18 protein-coding genes are annotated in these 23,566 nt (G+C 71.8%); 10 read left to right on the top strand and 8 right to left on the bottom strand.

The features are described 5' to 3' along the window. Nucleotides 1-3 precede the first annotated feature (3 nt). Nucleotides 4-759: a polyphosphate--glucose phosphotransferase gene (ppgK, locus tag AC1DQF_RS05710; RefSeq protein ID WP_477524242.1), complete on the bottom strand. Its 756-nt coding sequence runs from the start codon at nt 757-759 to the stop codon at nt 4-6. 71 nt (nt 760-830) lie between these two features. Then, the gene (locus tag AC1DQF_RS05705; RefSeq protein WP_477524241.1) at nt 831-1,421 is read right to left on the bottom strand and encodes a dienelactone hydrolase family protein; all 591 of its coding nucleotides are present in this window, start codon (nt 1,419-1,421) and stop codon (nt 831-833) included. 77 nt (nt 1,422-1,498) lie between these two features. Here AC1DQF_RS05705 and AC1DQF_RS05700 point away from each other — a divergent pair, with 77 nt between their 5' ends. From AC1DQF_RS05700 to AC1DQF_RS05685, 4 genes are all read left to right on the top strand, one after another. Next, nucleotides 1,499-2,284, top strand: coding sequence for a maleylpyruvate isomerase family mycothiol-dependent enzyme (locus tag AC1DQF_RS05700; RefSeq protein ID WP_477524240.1), 786 nt, complete (start codon nt 1,499-1,501; stop codon nt 2,282-2,284). Between the two features lie 208 nt (nt 2,285-2,492). Further along, nucleotides 2,493-3,926: a fatty acid desaturase gene (locus AC1DQF_RS05695; RefSeq protein WP_477524239.1), complete on the top strand. Its 1,434-nt coding sequence runs from the start codon at nt 2,493-2,495 to the stop codon at nt 3,924-3,926. Nucleotides 3,927-3,996: 70 nt separating this feature from the next. Next, nucleotides 3,997-5,382, top strand: coding sequence for an MFS transporter (locus AC1DQF_RS05690; protein WP_477524238.1), 1,386 nt, complete (start codon nt 3,997-3,999; stop codon nt 5,380-5,382). A 43-nt stretch (nt 5,383-5,425) separates the two neighbouring features. Beyond that, complete coding sequence (locus AC1DQF_RS05685; protein WP_477524237.1) at nt 5,426-7,999, top strand: glycosyltransferase; 2,574 nt, start codon at nt 5,426-5,428, stop codon at nt 7,997-7,999. 13 nt (nt 8,000-8,012) lie between these two features. Here the strand turns inward: AC1DQF_RS05685 and AC1DQF_RS05680 are convergent, their stop codons facing one another. From AC1DQF_RS05680 to AC1DQF_RS05660, 5 genes are all read right to left on the bottom strand, one after another. Next, on the bottom strand, nt 8,013-10,679 hold the full coding sequence (locus AC1DQF_RS05680; RefSeq protein ID WP_477524236.1) for a glycosyltransferase: 2,667 nt from the start codon (nt 10,677-10,679) through the stop codon (nt 8,013-8,015). Between the two features lie 4 nt (nt 10,680-10,683). Beyond that, complete coding sequence (locus AC1DQF_RS05675) at nt 10,684-11,406, bottom strand: class I SAM-dependent methyltransferase (RefSeq protein WP_477524235.1); 723 nt, start codon at nt 11,404-11,406, stop codon at nt 10,684-10,686. 5 nt (nt 11,407-11,411) lie between these two features. Next, nucleotides 11,412-12,278 (bottom strand): class I SAM-dependent methyltransferase, encoded by an 867-nt coding sequence (locus AC1DQF_RS05670; protein ID WP_477524234.1) that lies wholly within the window; start codon nt 12,276-12,278, stop codon nt 11,412-11,414. Nucleotides 12,279-12,354: 76 nt separating this feature from the next. Continuing rightward, the gene (locus AC1DQF_RS05665; protein ID WP_477524233.1) at nt 12,355-14,469 is read right to left on the bottom strand and encodes an acyltransferase family protein; all 2,115 of its coding nucleotides are present in this window, start codon (nt 14,467-14,469) and stop codon (nt 12,355-12,357) included. Further along, nucleotides 14,459-15,391 carry an NAD-dependent epimerase/dehydratase family protein gene (locus AC1DQF_RS05660; RefSeq protein ID WP_477524232.1) on the bottom strand — a complete coding sequence of 311 codons (933 nt, stop codon included), beginning with the start codon at nt 15,389-15,391 and terminating at the stop codon, nt 14,459-14,461. The genes AC1DQF_RS05665 and AC1DQF_RS05660 overlap by 11 nt, the downstream gene beginning before the upstream one ends. A gap of 100 nt (nt 15,392-15,491) precedes the next feature. On the opposite strand from AC1DQF_RS05660, the gene AC1DQF_RS05655 reads away from it, so the two are divergent. From AC1DQF_RS05655 to AC1DQF_RS05635, 5 genes are read left to right on the top strand one after another with little or no spacing between them, the layout of a single operon-like run. Further along, nucleotides 15,492-16,730: a M15 family metallopeptidase gene (locus AC1DQF_RS05655; RefSeq protein WP_477524231.1), complete on the top strand. Its 1,239-nt coding sequence runs from the start codon at nt 15,492-15,494 to the stop codon at nt 16,728-16,730. Between the two features lie 12 nt (nt 16,731-16,742). Continuing rightward, the gene (locus AC1DQF_RS05650) at nt 16,743-17,717 is read left to right on the top strand and encodes a glycosyltransferase family 2 protein (protein WP_477524230.1); all 975 of its coding nucleotides are present in this window, start codon (nt 16,743-16,745) and stop codon (nt 17,715-17,717) included. Between the two features lie 53 nt (nt 17,718-17,770). Then, a complete protein-coding gene (gene rffA / locus AC1DQF_RS05645; RefSeq protein WP_477524229.1) occupies nt 17,771-18,910 on the top strand; it encodes a dTDP-4-amino-4,6-dideoxygalactose transaminase in 1,140 nt (379 codons plus the stop codon). Further along, the gene (locus AC1DQF_RS05640) at nt 18,907-19,692 is read left to right on the top strand and encodes an N-acetyltransferase (protein ID WP_477524228.1); all 786 of its coding nucleotides are present in this window, start codon (nt 18,907-18,909) and stop codon (nt 19,690-19,692) included. Before rffA ends, AC1DQF_RS05640 begins: the two co-directional genes overlap by 4 nt. Continuing rightward, nucleotides 19,685-21,121, top strand: coding sequence for a hypothetical protein (locus AC1DQF_RS05635; RefSeq protein WP_477524227.1), 1,437 nt, complete (start codon nt 19,685-19,687; stop codon nt 21,119-21,121). The genes AC1DQF_RS05640 and AC1DQF_RS05635 overlap by 8 nt, the downstream gene beginning before the upstream one ends. A gap of 26 nt (nt 21,122-21,147) precedes the next feature. Here the strand turns inward: AC1DQF_RS05635 and AC1DQF_RS05630 are convergent, their stop codons facing one another. Continuing rightward, the gene (locus AC1DQF_RS05630; RefSeq protein ID WP_477524226.1) at nt 21,148-22,464 is read right to left on the bottom strand and encodes an MFS transporter; all 1,317 of its coding nucleotides are present in this window, start codon (nt 22,462-22,464) and stop codon (nt 21,148-21,150) included. 58 nt (nt 22,465-22,522) lie between these two features. On the opposite strand from AC1DQF_RS05630, the gene AC1DQF_RS05625 reads away from it, so the two are divergent. Then, nucleotides 22,523-23,503 carry an NADPH:quinone oxidoreductase family protein gene (locus AC1DQF_RS05625; protein WP_477524225.1) on the top strand — a complete coding sequence of 327 codons (981 nt, stop codon included), beginning with the start codon at nt 22,523-22,525 and terminating at the stop codon, nt 23,501-23,503. The last annotated feature ends 63 nt before the right edge of the window (nt 23,504-23,566 follow it).

Genomic DNA, 23,566 nt, shown 5'->3' with positions numbered 1-23,566 from the left:
GGGTCAGGCGTGCTCGGCGGCGCGGGTGGCGACCAGGGCGGCGCCGATGATGCCCGCCTTGTTGCGCAGGGTGGCCGGCACGATCTCGGTCTCGATGTCGATGAGCGGGCCGAACTTGTCGAAGCTCTTGCTCACGCCGCCGCCGACCACGATCAGCTCGGGGGAGAAGAGGCGCTCGACGGTGCGGTAGTAGGTCGTCAGGCGGGCGGCCCACTTCTCGTAGGACAGGTCCTCGTTCTCCCGGACGCTGTTGGCCGCCCGGGACTCGGCGTCGTGGCCCTCGATCTCGAGGTGGCCGAGCTCGGAGTTGGGGACGAGCACGCCGTCGTGGATGAGCGCCGAGCCGATGCCGGTCCCCAGCGTGGTGACGATGACCAGACCGCCGCGACCGCGTGCTGCGCCGTACTCCACCTCGGCGAGGCCGGCCGCGTCCGCGTCGTTGACGACGTGCACGTCACGACCGAGCGCCTCGGTGAAGATCGCGTCGGCGTCACTGCCGATCCAGGACCGGTCGATGTTGGCGGCCGAGGAGACCATGCCGTGGCGTACGACGGCGGGCACGGTCACGCCCACGGGCGACGTCGAGGCGGGGAACCTGCCGACGAGCTCGCGGAAGACGGCGGCCACGGCCTTCGGCGTCGCCGGGCGCGGGGTGGCGATCTTGACGCGGTCGCCGGCGAAGGCGCCGGTGTCGAGGTCGACCGGCGCTCCCTTGATGCCCGTGCCGCCGAAGTCGATGCCGAAGGGGTCGTTGCTCATGGGGTCAGCCTGCCGCAGGGCCGCGCCGCGGACCAGTTGACCCCTCCGGTCGAGGCCGCGGGGAGGCAGCGTCAGTCGGCCACGAWGGCGAGCAGGCGGGCGTAGAACTCCTCGGCCGCCGCGGTGTTGTGCTCGGCGGGCAGGCCGGGCTCGTTGAAGAGGTGGCCGGAGTCGGGGTAGGTGAAGAGCTCCGGGGTCACGCCTGCCTGCTCGACGTCGGCGGTGAAGTCGGCGCGCACCTCGGGTCCGTCGTCGAAGTCGTCGTGGTCGCCGACGTGCTCCTGGACCGGTACGCCGGACGGCCAGGACGCGGACCCGTCGCCGAGGTACTTCGTCGGCATCGCGCTGCCCATGACCACGACCCCGCGGGCGTCGTCGGGACGCTGGGTGGCGACGTACTCGGCCAGGCCGCCGCCGGCGGAGAAGCCGACGGCGATGAACGGCCCCTCCACCACCCGGGAGCGCTCGAGCGCCTCGGCCTCCTGGGCGTCGCCGTCGACCTGCTTGGCGTGGGCCAGGGCGGGTTCGTAGGAGTCGAAGGTGCGTCCGTCGAGGAGGTCGACCACCTCGACGCGGTGCCCGGACGCACGGAGCCGGGCGGCGGTGTCGGCGACGCCGGTGCGCAGGCCCAGCACGGACGGGAAGAGCAGGATGTCGGTCATGCCGCCCACGGTAGGGGGCGGGTCGGCGTGCGGAAAAGCACGAGCGGACGCGTCCCGTCCTCTGTCACCGTGACGGCATGACCATCTCGTCCGGACGACCCCGCCTCGGCGTCCCGCGCCACCTCGAGGGGCTACGGGAGGCGATGGTCGCCTTCGTGCGGTACGCCGACCGCGCCGGCCTGCGCGCCCCCGTGCCGACCACGCCCGACTGGACCGTCCGCAGGCTGGTGGCCCACCAGGGGATGGTGCACCGCTGGGCCACCGCCACGGTCCGCGGCCTCGCCGTCGACCCGGATGCTCTCGAGCAGGAGGGGATCGACGCGGCCGACCCCCTCGACTGGCTCGGCGACGGCGTGATCGACCTGGTCACCGCTCTCGTGCGGGCTCCCGAGGACCTCCGGGCGCCGGTGTTCCTGGCCGATGCGGGGACGCCGCGCGAGTTCTGGGCGCGGCGGCAGTGCCACGAGACGACGATCCACGCGGTCGACGCGGCGGCGGCGTACCTCGGTCGCTTCCCTCGTGCCGCCGACGTCTCGTGGATCTCTGAGGAGGTGGCGCTCGACGGGATCGACGAGCTGCTCACCGGCTTCGTGCCTCGCCCCCGCTCCCGGCTGCGCTCGCCCGAGCCGCACCGGATCGTGGTGGTGCCGGACGCCGGCGACCGCGCGTGGACCGTGGACGTGGGCCCGGCCCCGCCCGTCACCACGCGGGTCGACCCGGCCGCGGGCCCGGACGGCGACTCCGTGCTCCGGGGGTCCGCTCCGGCCCTGCTCCTGACGCTGTGGAACCGCAGCGACGAGGTCACCCCGGACTCCGGCGACTGGCACGCCGCCTGGCGGGACTCCGGCATCACCTGGGGTTGAGGCGGCGTACCCCGTGCGGATAAGTCCCCGCTCAGCCGGGGACTCTCGCACTGTGTGACGGTTGCAACGGTCACAAAGTGGCAGAGTCCCCGCTCAGGCGGGGACTTATCCAGTTTACAAAAAACACCCTCTTGTCAAGAGAGGTTTACAAACCCTAGGGTCTTGTAAACCTCGGAACGGCGACGTTCCCCGACGGAAGGTGACGACCATGAGCCTCGACAACTCGCTCAGCGGCACGGTCCCCCCGGGCTCCACGGACGGCTGGACGGACCGGAAGCGCCACCTGTGGCTCATCGGGCTGGTGGTGCCGAGCCTGGCCTTCGCCGGCGTCGGCCTGAACCAGCTCACCGGCTGGGGGATGTGGCTCTGGCTGGGCCCGATCGTCATCCTCGGGATTGTCCCGGCCATCGACCTGGTGGCCGGGCTGGACCGCTCCAACCCGCCGGACGACGTGATCGAGGCGTTGGAGAAGGACCGCTACTACCGCTGGATCACCTACTTGTTCCTGCCGATCCAGTACGCCGGGTTCGTCGGCGTGTTCTACCTCCTCGCCCACCCGGCCGTCGGGGGACTCGGCACGCTGGACAAGGTCGGGCTGGCCGTCTCCATCGGCTGCATCGGCGGGATCGGCATCAACACCGCCCACGAGCTCGGCCACAAGAAGGAGGCCAACGAGCGCTGGCTGTCCAAGATCGCGCTGGCCCAGGTCGCGTACGGCCATTTCTACATCGAGCACAACCGCGGTCACCACGTGCGGGTCGCCACCCCGGAGGACCCGGCGAGCAGCCGGTTGGGCGAGAGCTTCTACGCGTTCTGGCCGCGCACGGTCGGCGGCTCGCTGCGGTCGGCGTGGCGCCTGGAGAAGCGCCGCTACGCCCGCAGGAAGCAGCACCCGTTCCGTCCGGGCAACGACGTCCTCAACGCCTGGGTCATGACGGCCGTGCTGTGGGGCGGCCTCGTGGCCTGGCTCGGCGTCGGCATCGCGCCGTACCTCCTCCTGCAGGCGGTCGTCGGCTTCTCGCTGCTCGAGGTCGTCAACTACATGGAGCACTACGGCATGCTGCGGCAGAAGGTCGGCGTGGGCGAGCGCCGGCGCTACGAGCGGGTGCTGCCCAGCCACAGCTGGAACTCCAACAACATCGCCACCAACGTTTTGCTGTACCACCTGCAGCGCCACAGCGACCACCACGCCAACCCGACCCGGCGCTACCAGGCGCTGCGGGACTTCGAGGAGTCGCCGGTGCTGCCMACCGGGTACGCCGGGATGATCGTGCTGGCCCTCGTCCCGCCCCTCTGGCGCCGGGTGATGGACCCCCGGGTCGTCGCGCACTTCGACGGCGACGTGAGCCGGGCCAACCTCAGCCCGCGCCATCGCGAGCGCTACCTGGATCGGTACGACGCCCGAGTGCCCGCCGTGGAGAAGGTGCGCGAGGACGCGACGCCCGGCCTCGTCGAGGAGGTGCTCGCCGCCCGCTGTCCGGGGTGCTCCTACACCTACGAGGTCGCCGCCGGCGACGAGCACGAGGGCTTCGCAGCCGGGACTGCCTGGGCCGACGTGCCCACCGACTGGTGCTGCCCCGACTGCGGGGTCCGGGACAAGGCCGACTTCGTGCCCGTCGACCCGACCCGGGCGGTGGCCTGACCGACACCGAGCTGCTCCCACGGCTGACGCCTGCCGACACGGACCGCTCCGGTGGCCTAGCCTGCTCGCCGTGGGTGGCGAACCGATCGGATGGGGTACGCCGCGTGGTCGCGCGGTCATCGCGGCCGCCACCCTCGGCTCGGGGATGACCTGGCTGGACGGCTCCGCGGTCAACGTCGCGCTGCGCACGATCGGCGAGGACCTCGACGCCTCGCTGGCGCAGCTGCAGTGGATCAACAACGGCTACCTCCTGATGCTCGCGTCGCTGATCCTCATCGGCGGCTCGCTCGGCGACCGCTTCGGTCGCCGCCGGATCTTCGTGCTGGGCACGGTGCTGTTCGCCGGGGCCAGCCTGCTGTGCGGCCTGGCGCCCACCGCCGAGGTGCTGATGGTCGCCCGCATCCTCCAGGGCGTCGGCGGGGCGCTGCTCACGCCCGGCAGCCTGGCGATGATCCAGGGGTCCTTCGGACCCCGCGACCGGGCGCGGGCCATCGGGGCGTGGTCGGGCCTGGGTGGCGTCGCGGGTGCGATCGGGCCGTTCGTGGGCGGCCTGCTGGTGGACCACGCGAGCTGGCGCTGGATCTTCCTGGTCAACCTGCCGCTGGCCGTCGTCACGGTGGTCATCGCCATGCGATGGGTGCCGGAGTCCCGCGACCCCCACGCGCCGACGTCGTTCGACTACCTGGGCGCGCTGCTCGCCTCGCTGGCGCTGGGCGGGACGACGTACGCCCTCATCGAGTGGGGTGGCAGCGGGGCGCCGTGGGCGGCGGCCGCCGGTGTGGTCGCCGCGGTGGCCTTCGTGGTCCTCGAGCGCCGGGAGAAGGCACCGATGATGCCGCCCGCGCTCTTCCGCGACCGCACCTTCAGCGCCAGCAACGCGATGACGCTGCTCGTGTACGCCGCGTTGGGCGCCGTGCTGTTCTTCCTGGTGATCCAGCTGCAGACGGTCAGCGGGTACGACGCGCTCCAGGCCGGCGTGGCCACCTTGCCGATCACGCTGTGCATGCTCTTCCTCGCCGCCCGTGGAGGCTCGCTGGGGGTGCGGATCGGCCCCCGGATCCCGATGACCGTCGGGCCCCTGGTGATGGCGGTCGGGACGTTGCTCATCCGCGACGTGGGGGTCGACGTCTCGTACTGGCGCGACGTCCTGCCCGGGATCACCGTCTTCGGCCTCGGGCTCTCGCTCATGGTCGCGCCGCTCACCGCGACCGTGCTGGCCGCCGCGCCCGACGACAACGCCGGCATCGCCAGCGGCATCAACAACGCGATCGCGCGCGCCGGCTCGCTCCTCGCCGTGGCCGCGCTCCCGGTGGCGCTCGGGCTCAGCGGTGACGCGTACGCCGACCCGGTGCTCTTCGACGAGGCGTACGGCTCGGCGATGGTCGCCTGCGCGGTGCTGCTCGTCGTGGGCGGGGCGATCTCGTGGCTGACCATCCCGCGACGGATGCCTCGGTGAGGAGTGGGGGACCGCGACCGGCCGGTCTCCGGTCGGCGACCCTATGATCGAGAGTCCGTCCGCGCACACCCAGGGGGATCCCATCGAGGCCGATCACGACGTCGCCGTCGTCGTCAACCTGCACACGGAGGGCACCCTCGCCCACCCGACGCTCCGCTCGCTGGCCCGCACCGTGCGGCACGCCCAGTCCCGGGGGCGCTCGGTCGAGGTCGTGGTCGTCCTGGACCGTGGGGACGCCCGCACCCGTGACCTCGCCCGCGAGGCGCTGACCGGGTCGGGAACGCTGGGCGGGGTCGACCGTGGCGTGCTGCTCGAGGTCGACAACGGCGACCTCGGCTCGTCGCGCAACGACGGGGTGGCGGCCACGACCGCTCCGGTGGTGGGCACCCTGGACGGGGACAACCTGGTCTCGGAGAACTGGATCCACGAGGCGGCGACCACCGTGGAGCAGGCTTCGACGACCGTCGTGGTCCACCCGTCGTACGTCGTGATCTTCGAGGGCCGGCAGAAGCTGTGGCCCGTGCAGGCCAGCACCGACGAGACGTTCCGGCCCGAGCTGCTCTACGCGGTCAACTACTGGGACGCCTTCTGCATGGCGCGGCGCGAGGTGTTCGAGACGCACCCCTACGTCAACACGCACGAGGGGACCGGTCTCGGCCCCGAGGACTGGCACTGGAACTGCACCACCCTGGGCGCCGGGATCGACCACGTGCGGGCCGCGGACACGGTGCTCTTCTACCGCGCCAAGCGGCGGGGCTCGCTGGCCGAGCGACACATCGGTTCGCGCAGCCTGCTGCCCCCCACAGAGCTGCTGCGCTCGCGCGCCGTCGCCGAGGGCTGTCTGGGCCGGACGGGCACCGAGCGACCGGGGGTCCGGAGCGAGGTGCTGGCCCACGTCGCCGAGCTGGCCCGCGAGTCCGTGCCGTGGCCGACCGCCACGAGGAACGACGAGGTGGACGCGCTGGACCCGGGCACCTTCGACGCCACGCACTACCGGCTGCTCAACGCCGACCTGGCCGGACGCTCCCTCGACGAGCTGGTCGCCCACTACCTCGACGTGGGCAGCGTCGAGGGCCGCCCCGCGATCCTCACCGAGGAGCAGGTCGACGCCCTGACCGAGGCCGACTTCCGGGCCTCGGACTACGTCGCGAAGTACGTCGACCTGCAAGGTCTCTCGCCCCTCGACGGACTGCGTCACTTCCTGGCCTACGGCATGCGCGAGGGTCGTTCGGCGCGGCCGGACGCCATCGAGGAGTTCGAGAGCACCCTCGAGGTGCCGACGTGGCTGGTGCAGGAGTGGTCCGCGGTCCACGACCTCGAGCCGATGATCCAGTTCCCGACCGCGGACCTGCTGGCCGAGCCGGACTGGACGGGCCACGCCCACCACCTGGAGTCGCGTCCGGCCACCCGGGCGTACTGGGAGGTGGTCGCGGCCCTGCCGGACCGCATCGATGCCCTGTTCCTCGCCCCCTGGGTGCGGATGGGTGGTGGCGACCAGGTCCTGCTGCGCTACATCCGCGTCTTCGGTGAGGAGCGCCCGGACGCCCGGATCGTCCTCCTCACGACCGAACCCCTCGCCTCGACCCACCTCGGCGACGTGCCCGACGGCGTCGTCGTCATCGACCTGGGCGAGATCCTCGGCACGCAGGTCCCCCGCGCCGAGGCCGAGCACCTCCTGGCCACGCTGGTGGTGCAGTTCGCGCCGGGGATGATGCACGTCATCAACTCCCCGCTGGGCTTCGACACCGTCGAGGCGTACGGTCGGGTGCTCGCGGGGTCCACGAGTGTCTTCTTGTCCACCTTCGTCATCGAGCGCAGCGTCGAGGGCGAGCTGGGCTCACCGCTGCTGCGGCGGAGGCCGGACTTCCTCGACCACGTGACCGGGGTGATCGTCGACCACCAGGGCATCGTGGACCACCTCCACGAGCTCTACCGCGTCGACCGGACCACGTTCCTGGTGCACCACCAGGCCGTGGCCGGACCGGTCGAGCCACCGCTCGCCCGCTTCGGGCGGCCGCCCCGGACCAGGCTGGGCCTCGCCTCCACACCGCGCATCCTGTGGGCCGCCCGCTTCGACCGTCAGAAGCGTCTCGACGTGCTCGCCGACGTCGCCGAGGCGCTGGCCGCGGCCGGGACGCGCGTCGAGATCCACTTCCACGGCGAGCAGGTGATCCCCGACGACGACGTGGATCTCCACCTGGACCGGCTCGCTCGCGCCGGGGCGGTGCGCCACCCACCCTTCTCGGGCGGCTTCCGCTCACTGCCGCTCGAGCACTACTCGATGTTCCTGCTGACCAGCGAGCGGGAGGGCATCCCGCTGCTCCTCCTCGACGCCGCGTCGTCGGGCATCCCGATCGTCGCGCCGGCCGTGGGCGGAATCCCCGAGGTCATCGACGAGCGGACCGGCTACCCGGTCCCACGCTTCGACGCCATCGAGGACTACGTGCGCGCCGTGCAGGCCGTCCTGGCGGACCCGGCCGAGGCGCAGCGCCGCGGGCGTGCCGCCGCCGAGCACGTGGCCCACGAGTTCTCCTGGCGCGCGTTCCAGGACCGGGTGCGCCACACCCCCGGCTACCTGACGCCGGCGGGGGACGAGGCGGACGACGCCCCCCGCTAGCGGCAGCGTCGGCTCACGTCGCGCGGGCGGTGAGGTAGCCCGGCGTCTCGAGGGCCCGGGTCTTGAACGCCTCCCAGGAGTAGTCGGCCTCGAGCCGCTCGTAGCCCGCCTCGGCCCTGGCCCACCCCTCGCCGGGCGACTCCACGAGCTCACGGAGCGCCTTGAGGTAGGCCTCCACGTCCTCGTGGTCGGCGACCGGGAAGCCGGTCCCCGAGTCGATGAGCTCCGGGACACCACCCACCGCCGAGGCCACCACCGGCAGGCGGGCCGCCATGACGTCGAGCAGGGTCAGCGGGATCCCCTCCGACTCCGAGGTGAGCAGGAAGGCGTCGTACGCCGCGTAGTCGAGCGGGTTCTGGGCGGAGTAGGTGCCGTGCAGGAGGGCACCCGCCCGCTGGAGGCGTGTCGTGACCTCCGCGGTGTCGCCCGGTGAGTCGATCACCGCCGTCCCGAAGACGTGCCACTCGACCGGCAGCCCCTCGGCGGCCGCGGCCTCCACGACGTCGGCCAGCACGTCGAGCCGCTTCTGGCGGTCGAAGCGCGCCGCCCACAGGACCGAGATGGCGTCACCCGGCTCGCGGTGCCGGGGCTCGCGTCGCGGAGGGAGCTCGACGGCCTGGTGGTGCACGTGGAACTTCTCCCGCGGGAACCGGTAGAGCTCCACGAGCTGGTCCACGAGGGCGTGGTTGTCGACGATCACCCCCTCCGCGTCGTCGAGGTAGCCCGCGCGCCGCTTGGCGAGGTGGCTGAAGATGTCGCCGTCGGGTCCGCGGTCGATGACGAAGGTCGTCAGGTGGACGCGGCTCGCCGCCGTGATCGCCGGCGAGCACCACTCGAACCCGTCGTAGGCCTCGGGGGAGTTGATGACGTGGATCAGCTCGGGACCGAGCTGCACCGCCAGGTTGACCGTGAGCTCTCGCCTCTGGCGGGCGGTGAGCTGCTCGTAGCCGTCGATCTCGGGCAGCTCGATGAGCCGTACGCCGTCCGGGACCCAGTGCTGGGTCGTGGACGCGCCGTGGGTGGTGATGACCACGACGTCCCAGTCCGGTCGCAGCTGCGCGACGGTCTCCGCGTAGCGGGCCACCAGGATGTCGGCGCCCCCCATCCGCAACCAGGGCGCGAAGAAGACGGCCTGGGGGTGCGACCCCTCCAGCGCGTGGATGACGTGCCACCACACCCGGCTGGCGGGGGTGGTCGTCCCGTCCGTGGGCGGGCCGATCACGGAGTGCGCGCGCAGGGTGTGGGACGTCGGGACGGGGATGAGCGGCTCCAGCTCGTGCAGCGCCCGCCACTCGACGAGCAGCTGCGGGGACAGGTCCAGATCGGCCCGGCCGGCCCGCTCGCCCTCGGGCAGGTGCGGTCGACGACCCTCCCGGAGCCCGAACGTCAGGTAGTGCGCGACGAGCCAGTCGTCGTCGGTCCCGGCCAGGTCCGGGTTGTCCGACCGGTAGTCCTCGACGTCGAGTCGGGCGAGGTCCTTGAGGTCGGCGGGCGTGAGGATGGTCCTGCGACCCTCCCGGCGTCCGTGCGCCAGGAAGTGGCGCACCGCGTCCGTGTCGCTGAACCCGGCGAGGTCGGCGTGCAGGAGGCGGTAGTGGCGCACGTCGAAGGCTCCGGACGCCAGGGCCGACACCTCGGCACGGCCCAGTCGTGGCCGTCGTCCCTCGCGACGTCCGGTCCGCCGGTAGTGGTGCCGCAGCTCGCCGTCGCTCATCGCCGCCAGGTCGGCGTACAGGAGCCGGTAGTGGTCCGGCACGACCGGGCTGCCGAACCACTGGCCGAGCAGGCGCTCGCGCAGGGTCGGCGGCAGCGCGACCGGAGGCGCCACGTCGTCGGCCCGCCAGGCCCTCAGCACGGTGCGGGTCTGGCGGGTGCGCACCATCCTGCGCCTGGCCCGCGTGGGCGCAGGGCTCGTCGCCACCCGGGACGCCAGCGCGGCGTCGGTGAGCAGCTCGGTCGGCGGAAGCACGCTGCCCCGGGAGAAGTGCGCGGAGTTGACCGAGTCCCCGGGCTTGATGCGGTAGAAGTACGCCGTCCCCGGTGCGACGAGGTGCGCCACCTCCGCAGCCAGGGTGCGGGAGAAGAAGTGCCAGTCCTCGTAGCCGAAGCCGGTGGCGCCCGTGGCTGCGTAGGGGAAGCGCTCGAACACCTCGCGGTGCGCGATGCAGACGGTGTCCCAGTAGTTGCGCTCGTACATGTTGGCGATGTTGAACCGGGGATCCGACCCGGCCCACTGCGGCCACAGCTCCGAGCGCTCACCGAAGGTGACCAGCAGCTCGGGGTGGACGACACCGATCCTCTCGGAGGCCTCGAGGGCACGCACCCCCTCCACCAGCCAGTTGGCGGTCGGCAGGTTGTCGGCGTCGAGCACGGCGACGAAGCGCGAGCGGGCGCGCGAGACCCCGACGTTGCGGCCCAGGCCCGGGTCGCGGACCGCCACCTCCTCGAGGGCGGCCTCGCACACACCGGCGAAGTAGCCCTCGGGTCCCACGGCCTCCGCCAGGTAGGCGGAGGTCCGGGCGTCCGCCGCGTCGAGGACCACCTGGACCCGGACGGTCAGCCCTGCCCGAGTGGCGTGCTCGGCGCACCGGCGCAGGGCTCGCAGCGTGTGGTGCGCGAGCGTGCCCTCCCGGTGTGCGGTCATCACCACGGTGACGTCGACCTGTTCTTCCCCCGTCATGCGGTCATCCCCCCACGTCCGTCAGCGGCACGAACGCCACCGCCGAAAAGCTGATCGGCATGAGCATCTCGGTGTCCAGCCAGGACAGCTGCTCCACCGCCTCCCCCAGGCTCGCGACGACCTCCCCGACGATCGACCTGGCCTCGTCACGCCCGTCTCCGACCTTGCCCAACGTCCAGCGCAGGTGCCGGAGCAGCTCGGCGATCGTGGCCGGGGAGTCGTTCATCGGCTGCACGTCGAGCCGGTGGAAGCCGGCGCGCTGCAGGAGGTGGGCGAGGCCGTAGGACGTGAACCGGTAGTAGTCGTGGGGCAGCTCGTGGAGGTACCACGTCAGCGGGGCGGTGATGACCACCCGGCCGCCCGGGACGAGCACACGGCGGAACTCCTCGACCGCCACCCAGGGTTCGGGGAGGTGCTCGAGCACCTGCGTGCAGACCACCGCGTCGACGCTGCTGTCGGGCAGGCCCAGGTCGTGGGCAGGCGCGACCAGGTCGTAGGGACGGTCCGGCACGTGCTGGGTGCCGGTCCAGTCGTTGGTGAGGTAGTCGTAGGCGTCGAAGAGCTCGCGGTAGGGAGCGTCCCCGGCACCGACGTCGAGGATGCGCGCACCAGGCGCGAGACCCTCCACGGCCGACCGGAGGAACCGCACGTGCGGGGCGCGGGCCACGGGCGCCTCCGCGACGAACGCCTGCAGTCCCTCGGACCAGGAGGGATCGGTGGTGGTCACTGGCTTCAGTCCTTGCGCAGGATCACGACGTCCTGCAGGTCGGGGTGTCGGTGGTGCTCCTCGGCCACGGAGAGTATCCGTCCCCAGGTCCGATGGATGTACTCGCGGTCGTAGAAGACGTTGGAGGAGTAGGAGCGGTCGGTGCGGGCCCGGAAGATCATCCGCGGTCGAGGCAGGTCGCCCCGGTCGCCGAGGTAGGGCTCGAAGTCGGCCATCTGCGCCAACGCGTCGTACACCGGCCACCCGGGCCGCATGGCGGCCCACGTCTTCTCGCTCTGGATGGTGACCCACGCGATGCCGCCGGGGCGCAGCACGCGCCTCAGCTCCATGAGCCACGCCGTCTCGAAGGCCTCGATGTGGGTGAAGACCGAGTAGGCGGTGATGGCGTCCAGCGAGCTGTCGGGCAGGGGCAGCGTCGGGATGGAGTGGTTCTGGAAGACGGTGATGGCCGCGGGGAGGTGGCTGGCCACCCAGTCGGTGTGGCGGCGGTTGATGTCGCAGCCCAGCACCGTGACGTCGCGCTGCGGGTCCAGCGCGACGTGCCGCAGCACGCGACCGGTCGCGCACCCGAAGTCGAGGTAGGAGCGCAGGTCGACGCCGAGGCGGTCCACGGCCTCGAACAGCAGCCGGGCGTCGCGGGCTCCGCTGGCCCAGTAGCTGTAGTGGTGCGGACCGTAGTAGCCCTCGCGATCCTCGGTGAGCGGAAGCGGGAACGTGTCCCGGGCCAGGGCCTCGTCCAGGGCCGGCCCCTCGCTGCTCCAGTCCGTCGGGTGCGCGTCGGCGGCCCGGTGGTGGACGGCCGGGGGCAGCACCTCGAACTCGCTCTCGCCGAGCGCGTGGAGGGAGATCAGTTCTTCCCAGACCGTCTCCACGCGTGCCTCCCCGTCTCCCGATGACCCGACCATGCTAGCCCCGGCGGCTGCCGGCCCCGGGCCCCACGGAGCGTCGTCAGTCGCCCAGGGCGCGGCGCAGTGCCTCGCCCAGGTAGGGCGCGAACGAGCGGGAGAAGGCGTTGGTCATGTGGGCGGAGTCGGCGAAGACCGGGATCCCCCCGGTGATCGAGTGGCACAGCTCCTCGTCGCAGAGGAACGGGATCGGGTCGAAGGACACGAAGCCGGTCCGGCCCTCCAACCCGCCGGCGGCGGTGCGGATCGGATCGGGGACGCCCAGGGCCACGCCGACCGGAGAGGTGCACGGGTCTTCGGGCCCCGCCTGCTCGATGCAGGGGGGGATGTCGCCCAGGCCCATCTGCGGCACGTCGTTGATGGCAACCACCGCCTTGCCCGCCTTGAGCCAGGTCGTCCAGGCGGCCCGGAAGTCCGGGGCCAGGTCCTGCTCTACGGCGACGCCGTCCTCGTAGTGGTGGTACTCGCGGCTGATCGCCGAGGTCACCACCGCGTCGACGTCACGCCGGTCCGCGATCTCGGCCACGGCCGCCGCGCGCCACGTCCCGCAGCTCTCGACGCTGTCGATCAGCCATTCGGGGGCGATACCGTCCCCGAGCACCGCCGGGCAGGAGGAGCGGACGTACATCTCGACCCGCCAGTCGTGACGGAGCGCCAGCTCGTCGAGGGCCTGGACCCAGTGACCGGCGTGCGAGTCGCCCGTCAGCACGAGGGTCTTCTCGGCGTCCGCCGGGTCCGCCCCGAACCCGCAGACGAGCACGGACGACTGGTCGGGCTCCTGCTGGCAGGTGGTGCCCCCGTGGACCGGGTTGCCCTGCGACGCGGCCGTCATCAGCTCCGCCCCACCCACCGCGAGCGTGTGGGAGTCGGGACAGTCGGCTCCGGGCGCCGAGGCGGCGGCCCCGAAGCAGCGGGTGCTGCTGAGCCGTTCGAGCTGGGCCGCGGCCTCGGCCCGGTCGGAGGCCACGCTCGCCGACGCCAGGAGGCAGGTCGCCACGATCGCTGCCGTCGCCCCCGCGATCAGGCCGACAGCAGCGGCCCGCCGCCGCAACGGCGCGCCGGACAGTCGGCGTACCGGGTCCTCGACCCAGCGCTTGGTGACGGCGGCGAGGGCCAGCGAGGCGACCAGCACCAGGACCCTCCCGGTGAAGCCGAGGTCGGCCCCGATCACGAAGGGCGTGAGGATCACCAGCGGCCAGTGCCACAGGTAGAGGCTGTAGGAGATGTCACCGAGGACCTGCACCGCCGGGTTCGCGGACAGCGGTCCGGTGGGCGCGGGACGCCCGGCGCCGCAGCCCGCCGCGATGATCGCGACGGTGGCCAGCACCGGGACGGTGGCCAGCCAGCCGGGGAACGGCTGGTCGGAGGTGATCAGGAACGCGTTCGCGAAGAGGACCAGCCAGGCGACGAGGGCCAACGCCCGTCCGTGCCCGCCGACCCGCGTCGCCACCGCAGCGGCACCCAGGGCGAGCAGGCCGCCGGCGCCGAACTCCCAGGCCCGGGCGAACGTCGAGAAGTACGTCTCGGGGTGTCCACCGCTGCGCCACACGCCGAACGACCAGGAGGCGACGAGGACGATCCCGAGGGTGGCCACGACCCGGCGGCGCCGCGCGGCCGGCGACGGCGGTCCGATCGTCCACGGCAGCAGCATCAGCAGCGGCCAGACGAGGTAGAACTGCTCCTCGACCGACAGGGACCAGTAGTGCGTGACGGGTGAGGGGGAGCTGGCCGAGGTGAAGTAGTCGGTCGACTGGGCGACCAGCTGCCAGTTCTGCACGTAGAGCGCGCTGGCCCAGATCTGGTCGAGGGACACGTTCCACTCCGAGCGCGGCACCAGCACGAGCACGCCGACGAGGGACACCGTCACCACCAGCAGGCTGGCGGGCAGGAGCCGCAGCGCCCGGCGCAGCCAGAAGGTGCCGAGCCGCGCGTGCCCGGAGCCGATGGAGCGCATCAGGTGGTCGGTGATGAGGAACCCGGAGATCACGAAGAAGACGTCGACCCCGATGAACCCGCCCGGCACCGCGTCCTCCCACAGGTGGTTGAGGACGACCGCCATCACGGCGAAGGCACGCAGGGCCTGGATGTCGGGTCGCTTGGTGCGTGCGGCCGCGCGCGTGGGGGTGTCGCGTCCGGCGACGACGAGCTCATCGGTCATGACGGATCTCCTCCCACATCGCGGCGATGCCGTCCTCCAGGGAGCGCAGGCGCGGGGCGCCGAACTCCTCGGTGAACCGCTCGATGTCCAGGACGGTGGACTGCACGTAGGTCGGCGGCTGCGCGATGTGCTCGATCGCGAAGTCGACGCCGGTCACCTCGCGGATGATCGCGAGCACCTCGTTGACCGAGTGCCCCTCGCCGCTGCCGAGGTTGTAGATGTGGTGCCGCGGCGCTCCGGCCTGCAGCGCCACGACCATCTCGGTCAGGTCCTCGGCGTGCAGGTAGTCGCGCACCATCTCGCCGTCGCCGAAGCGCCGGACCCGGGCGTGGTCGCGCACGTCGCGCAGGGCGATCCCGATCAGGCCTTGCGCCCGCTTGGCGCTCTGGCGCGCGCCGTACGGGTTGGAGATGCGCATCACGACGGACGTGAGACCGGTCTGGGTGGCGAAGTAGTCGAGGTAGTTCTCCATCGTCACCTTGCCGATGCCGTACGGCGAGACGGGCCGCAGCGGGTCGGTCTCCCGGGACCGCGGGCCACCGGAGTCCCCGTACACGGTGCCGCCGGAGGATGCGAAGAAGACCCGCTCCACGCCGGCGTCGGCGCACAGGCGCAGCATCTCGACGGTCGGGATGACGTTGGCTCGCAGGTCGAACGTCGGGTCCCCGGCCGACGTGGCCGGGGTCGACGCGGACAGCAGGTGGAAGACGTCGGCGCAGCCCTCCAGGGCCCGGGCCACGTCCGAGGTGTTCATGACGTCGCCGCGCACGCACTCGACGTCGTCCGCGTCGAAGCGCCGCGCTGCGCTGAAGCGGTCGAAGGCCCGGACCGTGGCTCCCTCGCGGGACAGGGCATCGACCAGGTGGGAGCCCAGGAACCCGTTGCCGCCGATGATCAGGCATGGCCGTGCCGAGGTCCCCATGGGACAGCATCCTAGGCAGCCGGGGCCGGGGTAACGATTCGGCCCGCGGCACGCCTGCCGACCACAGGGTGCCTAGTCTGGGACGTCGGGAGGGGGAGTGATGACGCACGTACGACGCCTGCGCGCCGCGGCGGTGGCCGTCGTGCTCTGCCTCGCCCTGTCCACCGCGTGCAGCGACGGCGACCCGGTCGGCGCCGCCGACCAGCCGGACCCGGGGGCGGCGGCCTCCAGCGGTGCGTCGACGGGGCCGTCGGGTGAGGGTGACGGGCCGGGGGCCGACGTCGTCCCGGTCGCCGACCCCGAGCACGCCGTCGACCCGCCCGGCAAGCGGACCGGCACGCTGGTGGGGCCCGACCTGCGCATCTACTCCCAGGAGCCGCTGAGTGACGAGCTGGTGAGGCGGATCTCGCGCTTCCGTCGGGTCGAGCGGGTCGAGCGGATCTCGCTCGGTGACTTCGGTGTGCAGAACGGGGTCATCACCGTCGCCGCGGTMGACCCGGCGACCTACCGCAACTACACGCCGTACGCGAGCGCCGAGCTCCAGGAGGTCTGGGACCGCGTGGCCGGCGGCGAGCTGGCCATCGACAAGGCCGTCGGGCGCACGCTGCAGGACGAGGCCGGCTACCTCAAGCTCGGCAACGACAAGGACGCCGCGCGCGTCCACATCGGGGCCTACGCCCCGCAGGTGCCGCAGGTCGACGCTGTGGTCAACGAGAAGTGGGGCGAGGAGCTGGGCATCCAGACCGGCAACGCCCTGCTCGTCTACACCGGCATCAACTCCCCGCGCGACGTCCGCAAGGACCTCGTCGACCTCGTCGGCGACGAGGCGTCGGTCACGATCCTGGGACCCAACCTCGACCCGGGCGCCACGCAGACCGCCGTGCTGACCGGTGGCTCTGTGGCCGACGCGGTCGGCACCTTCCGCTACACCGTGCTGGGGGGTGGTCGGATCGCGCCGGAGCAGTCGTGGGTCGGCGCCAACATCCGCACCGAGCCCGTGCCGATCCTCGGGTCGATGACCTGCCACCGGGTGGTCTTCCCGCAGCTGCGGGCAGCCCTGGTCGAGATCCAGCAGCGCGGCCTCGCGGACGAGATCCACGTCGGCGAGTACGCCGGATGCTTCTACCCGCGCTTCATCGCCGGCACCCAGCAGCTCTCGCTGCACTCCTTCGGCATCGCCTTCGACATCAACGTGCCGGGCAACCAGCGCGGCACCGTCGGGGAGATCGACCGCGACGTGGTGTCGATCTTCAAGCGGTGGGGCTTCGCCTGGGGCGGGGACTGGGGTTACACCGACCCCATGCACTTCGAGATGAACGCGATCGTCGACCCGGAGTAGGACCTCGCGGAGGTGGCACATACTCCTCAGGTGAAGGTATCCGTCGTGATTCCGTGCTACCGGTCCAGTGGCACTCTCGAGCCACTCGTGGAACAGCTTCACGCAGCCCTGGCGGGCCTGGAGGCGTACGAGGTCATCCTCGTCGTCGACGGTTCGCCCGACGACACCTACGCCGTGGCGCGAGACCTCGAGGCTCGGCGGCCGGACGTCATGCGCACGGTCCTGCTCCGACGGAACTACGGACAGCACAACGCACTGCTCGCGGGCATGGTGCGTGCCCGCCATCCCGTCACGGTCACGATGGACGACGACCTCCAGCACCGGCCCGACCAGATCCCGGCGCTTCTCGCGCCCCTGGAGGACGAGCTCGTCGACCTCGTCTACGGGGTGGGGGAGGAGGAGGAGCACGGGTTCTTCCGGTCCTACCTGTCGCGACTCGTGAAGTCCGGGCTGGTGCTGTCCGGGGTCCCCAACGCGAAGGTCTCCGGCGCGTTCCGGGCCTATCGCACCGAGCTGCGCGATGCCTTCCTGGAGCACGCCGACCCCTTCGTCTCGGTCGACGTGGTCCTGTCGTGGGGCACGACCGCGGTGCGCAGCGTCCCGGTGCGGATGGACCGCCGTGAGGTCGGAGCCTCCGGCTACACCTTCTCGCGCCTTCTGCGACACACCTGGAACATGATCACCGGGTACGGCACCCTGCCGTTGCGACTCGTCACCTGGATGGGGCTGGCGGCCTCCGCCTTCGGTCTCGTCATGCTGGTGACCGTGTGGACGCTGTACTGGACCGGTCACATCGAGGTCGCCGGCTTCACGACCCTCGTCTCCCTCCTGAGCATGTTCAGCGGAGCAATGATGCTGTCGATCGGAATCCTGGGTGAGTACCTCGGACGGCTGCACTTCCGTTCGATGCACCGGCCCATGTACCTCGTTCGTTCGGACACCGGAGCCGGGTGCGACGCCGATCCGGAGCATCGCCCAGACACGTGAACCCGGTGCACGAGGGGATGGCCTCGGGTCCGACCTCGTGACAGTCTCCAAGCATGGCGACGATCAAGTTCTCGCAGCCGTACCTCGGGGGTCTGGAGCACACGTACCTCGATGAAGCCCTCGAGTCATCGGTGTGGCACGGCGACGGGGAGTTCTCGGCTCGCGCCACGGAGTGGCTCGTGCGGCGGACCGGGAGCCCGGCGGCGCTGCTGACCACCTCCTGCACGCATGCGCTGGAGATGGCCAACATGTTGCTCGACATCGGTCCGGGCGACGAGGTGATCTCGCCGTCGTTCACGTTCCCGTCGGCCGCCACCGCGATCGCGACCCGCGGGGGGACACCGGTCTTCGTCGACATCCGGCCCGACACGCTCAACGTGGACGTCGCGGCGGTGGAGGCGGCCATCACCGCGCGCACCAAGGCGGTGTGCCTGGTGCACTACGCCGGGGTGGCGGCCGACCTGGACGCCCTGGTGCCGGTCCTGGAGTCGCGGGGAGTCGCCCTCATCGAGGACAACGCCCACGGGCTCGGCGCCACCTGGCGAGGGCAGCACCTGGGCACGTTCGGAGACTTCGGGACCCACAGCTGGCACGACACGAAGAACGTGGCCTCGGGGGAGGGGGGCGCGCTCCTGGTCAGGGATCGCGAGCAGCTGTCGCGAGCCGAGATCCTGCGGGAGAAGGGCACCAACCGCAGCCAGTTCATCCGCGGCGAGGTGGACAAGTACACGTGGGTCGACCACGGTTCCTCCTACCTCCCCAGCGACATCCTGTGTGCGCTCCTGATGGCGCAGTTCGAGCGTTTCGACACCATCCAGGCGCGCCGGCACGCGGTGTGGGACGCCTACCACTCCGCGTTGGGGTCGTGGGCGACCTCCGCGGGCGTGCAGATGATGACGGTCCCCGACGGGGCTGCCCATACGGCGCACCTCTACTACCTCGTGATGCCCGAGCCTGCCGATCAGTCCGGATTCATCCACCACCTTGCTGAGCGCGACATCGTCTCGGCCTTCCACTACCAGCCGCTGGACGACTCGCCCGCCGGCCGACACCTCGGGCGGACGCCCTTCCCGTGCTCGGTGACGGCACGGGTCGCGTCCCGACTCGTGAGGCTTCCCCTGCATGCCGGCATGGGCGATGCGGACGTCGATCGGGTCGTCGAGGCGGTCACGAGCTACACGGTGTCCGGATGACGTGGGACGGTCTCTCGCACGGGGACGTCCGTCTCAGCGAGAGCGAGCTCGACACGCGGCGATTCGGGATGCGTGTCGCGCGGCTGACCGTGGGTGAGGCGGCCGCCGATGCCGCCCGGGTGGAGGCCGAGGTGGTCGCGGCGGTCGGGGAATCGTCCAGCGACGTCATCGTGGCCCGGTGGCCGGCCAGGATGACGAGGGTCGCCGGTCTCGTGGCCGGTCTCGGCCGGCGGGTGATCGCCGCAGACACCCTGACCTACTGGGACGTCCCGGTCGCAGACCTGACGGTCCGGACGGCCGTGGGCGACGGCCTGGACACCCGGACGGGCGTCGACGGCGAGGACCTCGACCGGGTGCTGGCCGACAGCTTCCACGACTATCCCAGCCACTACTCGGCGAATCCTGCCTTCCCACCGGCCCTGGTGCTGGAGGGATACCTGGAGTGGGCCGGCCGTACCCTCGCCACCCGGCCGGAGGACGTGGTCACGTTGCTGCGCTCCGGCCGGGCCATCGGTCTCGCCACCTGCATGCAGGGCGAGGACGCGTCGTTCCTGGAGATCGAGCTCGCCGGACTGGTCGCGGCCGAGCAGGGTGGGGGCCGCTACTCGACCCTGCTGCACGGAGTCGGACAGCTGGCCCAGGACCGCGGCATCACCAGGGTCGCCATCTCCACGCAGGCCAGCAACGTGCGCGTGCAGCGTTCCTGGGCGCGGGCCGGCTTCGCGCCCTTCGCCGCGTTCACCACCGTCCACCTGGTCGACGACCGGGACCGCGATGCCTGACCGCCTCGGCCTCCGCACCGCAGCACTCCTTGTGTCGGTGGCCTGCATGGTGGTCGGCGTGGTCGCCTACGGCCCCGCCATCGGGGGTGACTACGGCAGGCTCGACGACTACGGGTACGTCTTCGCCAGCCGCACCGGCGGTCTGGGGTACACCCGGGAGTTCCTGATCGACAGTGGGCGGCCCGTCACGGCGTTCGTCATGACCGTGCTCGCACCGCCGGTGCACAGCGTCGAGAGCCTGTGGCTGTTCCGGCTGGCGTCCACCCTCGCCCTGTCGCTCGGGGCAGCAACGGCCGCCCTGCTGACACTCCGGCTCATCGATCGACCCTGGGGTGCGACGGCCCTTCTCCTCGCGGCCTGCACAGGCGGGGTCGCCCTGTCCACCACGTCGGCGCCCTCGGCCGCCACCTGGGCGATCATCGCCGGGGGCCTGCTGGCCTTTCCCGCCGCCATGTCGGCCGGCCTCCTGGCCACCTCCTCGCGGCGATGGTGGTGGCTGGCGGCGGGCGTCCTGATCTGGACCGCGGTGTTCACCTACCAGCAGGTGGCCCCGATAGCGGTGCTGCCGCCGCTGCTCTGGACCGCCCATCGCTGGGCGCGGCGCGAGCCGCCCATGTGGTCCAGGAGCGTCATCGTGACGGTGATGACCGTCGCAGGTCTCCTTGCCAACGTCCTGTTCGTTCGGCAGCGTGACTCCATCGCCATGGCGCGCATCTCCGACGCCACGCCGTCCGAGCGGGTGACGTGGTTCGTCGACGAGTTCCTGCCGCGGACGGTCGACCTGCAGATCCTGCCGAGTCACCAGTCCCTGGTGTGGTCGGTCGTCCTGCTGGCGGCGCTGCTGCTGTTCCCCGGCCTGGGTGGACCCCGCCACCTCGCGGGGTCGGTGGCTGTCCTGCTGGCGTGGGCAGGTACCGCGCTGGTCGTGTTGCCCCTCGAGCTCTGGGCGAGCTTTCGGTTGGCGGCGCCCTCGCAGTTCGTGCTGTGGGCGGGTGCAGCGGCCGTCTTCTCCGCAGCCGTCGTGAGACTGTCGGGGAGGGCGTTGCGCACCGCAGCCGTGGTCGCAGCCGTCGCCGGGACCCTGGTGTCCCTCGCCGTGGCCGGAATGCGTGCCGAGAACTACCTGGCCGAGCCCAACGAGCGCGACTGGGCCGCGATGGAGTGTGCCGTGGCGAACCACGGCCCGATCGACGAAGGCACGACGATCCGGCTGAACCCGTACGACGTGGCCAAGAGCCCGGTGATCGCCATGGACGAGTACGGGATCGTGTCCAGCAGTGTCCAGTGGGCCGCTCAACCGGCCCTGTGGCTGGCGGCGGCCGACTCGACGGGCAACGACCCCCTCGTGCAGCCCGGTGCGCTGATGATCGCGCCTCCGGCCGAGGAAGGGCCCGACACGCTCACGATTCCGTTGCCGGGCGACTGCTGAGCAGTCGTCATCCCTGCGCCCGCAGGTCAGTCCCGCAGCGGGTGCGCGAGCTCGTCGGCCGGCAGCCTGGCCCACAGGATCGCCACGACCGCCACCACTCCCGGCACCAGCCCGGCGATGAAGAAGGTGTTGCGCAGCCCGATCGCGTCCGCGACCGGACCCGCCAGCGCCATCGACACCGGCATCAGCGACACGCTCACGAAGAAGTCGAGCGACGCGACCCGGCCCAGCAGGTGGGCCGGCACCCGGCGCTGGAGCAGCGTGCCCCAGATGACCATGGGTGCGGAGAAGAGCGCACCGATCACTGCAGCCGAGGCCACCACCACCCACACGCTGTCAGCGAGCGCGATCACCACGAACGGCAGGCAGCCCAGTCCCCACCCGAGGTTCATCAGGGTGAGGTAGCGCCGCGGCATCCGGATCGAGGCAACCACCAGGGACCCGACCGCCCCGCCGATGCCGAAGGCGGCCAGGACGTAGGAGTGGTCGGTGGGGCCCCCGCCGAGCCGGTCCTTGATGAGGAAGGGGATGAGCACCTCGAGCGGGCCCATCATCACCAGGATCATCAACGAGGCGAACAGCAGCGTGGCCAGCAGCCACGGCGTGCGGACCATGTAGGTGAAGCCCTCGCGCACGTCGGCGAGGGCGGCGCGCACCGGGTGACCGGCGTGCGCGGCGTCGAGAGTGCGGCGTACGGGGGTGACGGGGACGCGGGCCAGTGCCAGCAGCGCGATCGCCGACGACACGGCCGCCACGGTGAACGCGGTCCCCGGGGAGGCGGCGGCCACCACGGCGCCGGCCACCGCGGGGCCGATCGCCTGGCCGATGGTCGGGCGCACCATGCCCTCGAAGCCGTTGACCGCCTGGAGGTCGGACTCGGGGATCAGGGCGGGCAGCCACGCGGAGTAGGCGGGGTAGTAGAACGCCATGCCCATCCCGGTCACGAAGGTGACGCAGGCGAGCATCCACAGGGCGTTGAGGTCGACCGACGACAGGAAGGCGACCAGCGTCATCCCGACGAGCTCGACGAGCGCGACGGTCAGCAGGATGTGCTTCTGCGGGACCCGGTCGGCCACGACGCCCGCCAGGAGCGCCGGCACGAGCACGCCGACGGCGCTCGCGGTCATCACGGTGGACAGCTGTCCGGGGCCACCGCCGAGCCGGATGACCTCCCACACCAGCGCCACGATCCACACGCCGCCAGCGAACGAGCTCGCGGCGAGCGCGACGGCCAGCCACCGGTAGGCCGGGGTCCGGAAGGGCGTCAGGGCACGGGGGAGGCGTCGGCCGACCACCTGGTCGCCGACCGTGTCCTGCACCTGGTCGATCAACGGGTCCGGCATGCGGCCAGTCTGACGGGTGGCACCGACAGGGGCCACCGGTTTGGCTAGCCTGCGACCCATGCGCGCTGCCCAGGTCGTCACCCTCACCGGTCCCTCCGACGTCGTCGTCAACGACGTCCCCGATCCCACGCCCGGACCCGACGACGTGCTCGTCGAGGTGCACAGCGTCGGGGTCTCGTTCCCCGACCTGCTGCTGAGCCGCGGGGAGTACCAGATGAAGCCGGAGCCGCCGTTCAACCTCGGCGTCGACTTCGCGGGCGAGGTGCTCGACCCCGGGAGCAGCGACCTCGTCGTCGGCCAGCGGGTCGCGGGCGTGGCCGGGTGGGGCAACGCCGCCGAGCGGGTCGCCGCGCCCGCCACCTGGACCTTCCCGCTCCCCGACGTCCTGTCGTACGACGAGGGCGCCGCACTGCCTCTCAACTACCTGACCGCGCAGTTCGCGCTCAAGGACCGCGGCGGGATCCGCGAGGGCGACACCGTGCTCGTGCACGGCGCGGCCGGCGGGGTCGGCACCGCCACCCTCCAGGTCGCGAAGGGGTACGGCGCCCGCACGATCGCCGTGGTCAGCACCGAGGAGAAGGCCGAGGTGGCCCGCGCCGCCGGGGCCGACGACGCCGTGCTCGTCTCCGCCGACGGGGTGGGGTTCCGGGACCGGGTCAAGGAGCTGACCGGTGGCCGGGGCGTGGACATCGTCCTCGACGTGGTGGGGGGCGACCTGTTCACCGACTCGCTGCGCTGCCTGGCCGAGCAGGGCCGGCTGCTGGTGGTCGGCTTCGCGGCCGGCCAGGGCATCCCCGAGGTGAAGGTCAACCGGCTGCTCCTGAACAACATCGACGTCCGCGGGGTCGGGTGGGGTGCCTACGCGATGAGCCGCCAGGACTTCATGCAGCAGCAGTGGACCGCGCTCATGCCGATGATCGAGAGCGGCGTGATCAGGCCGCCCATCGGCGCGACGTACGCCCTCGAGGACTTCGGCCGGGCCCTCGTCGACATGGACGAGCGCCGCACGCTCGGCAAGAGCATCGTGCGCCTCCGCTGACCGGCGGACCGACCGGCGCGCTGACCGGTTGGGCCGACCTCTGTGGGTGCCGCCGGTTAGGGT

This window comes from Nocardioides sp. P4_G4, assembly GCF_056401085.1.
The sequence above is the reverse complement of the archived record's forward strand: the minus strand, read 5'-3'. Positions and strand labels throughout refer to the sequence as shown.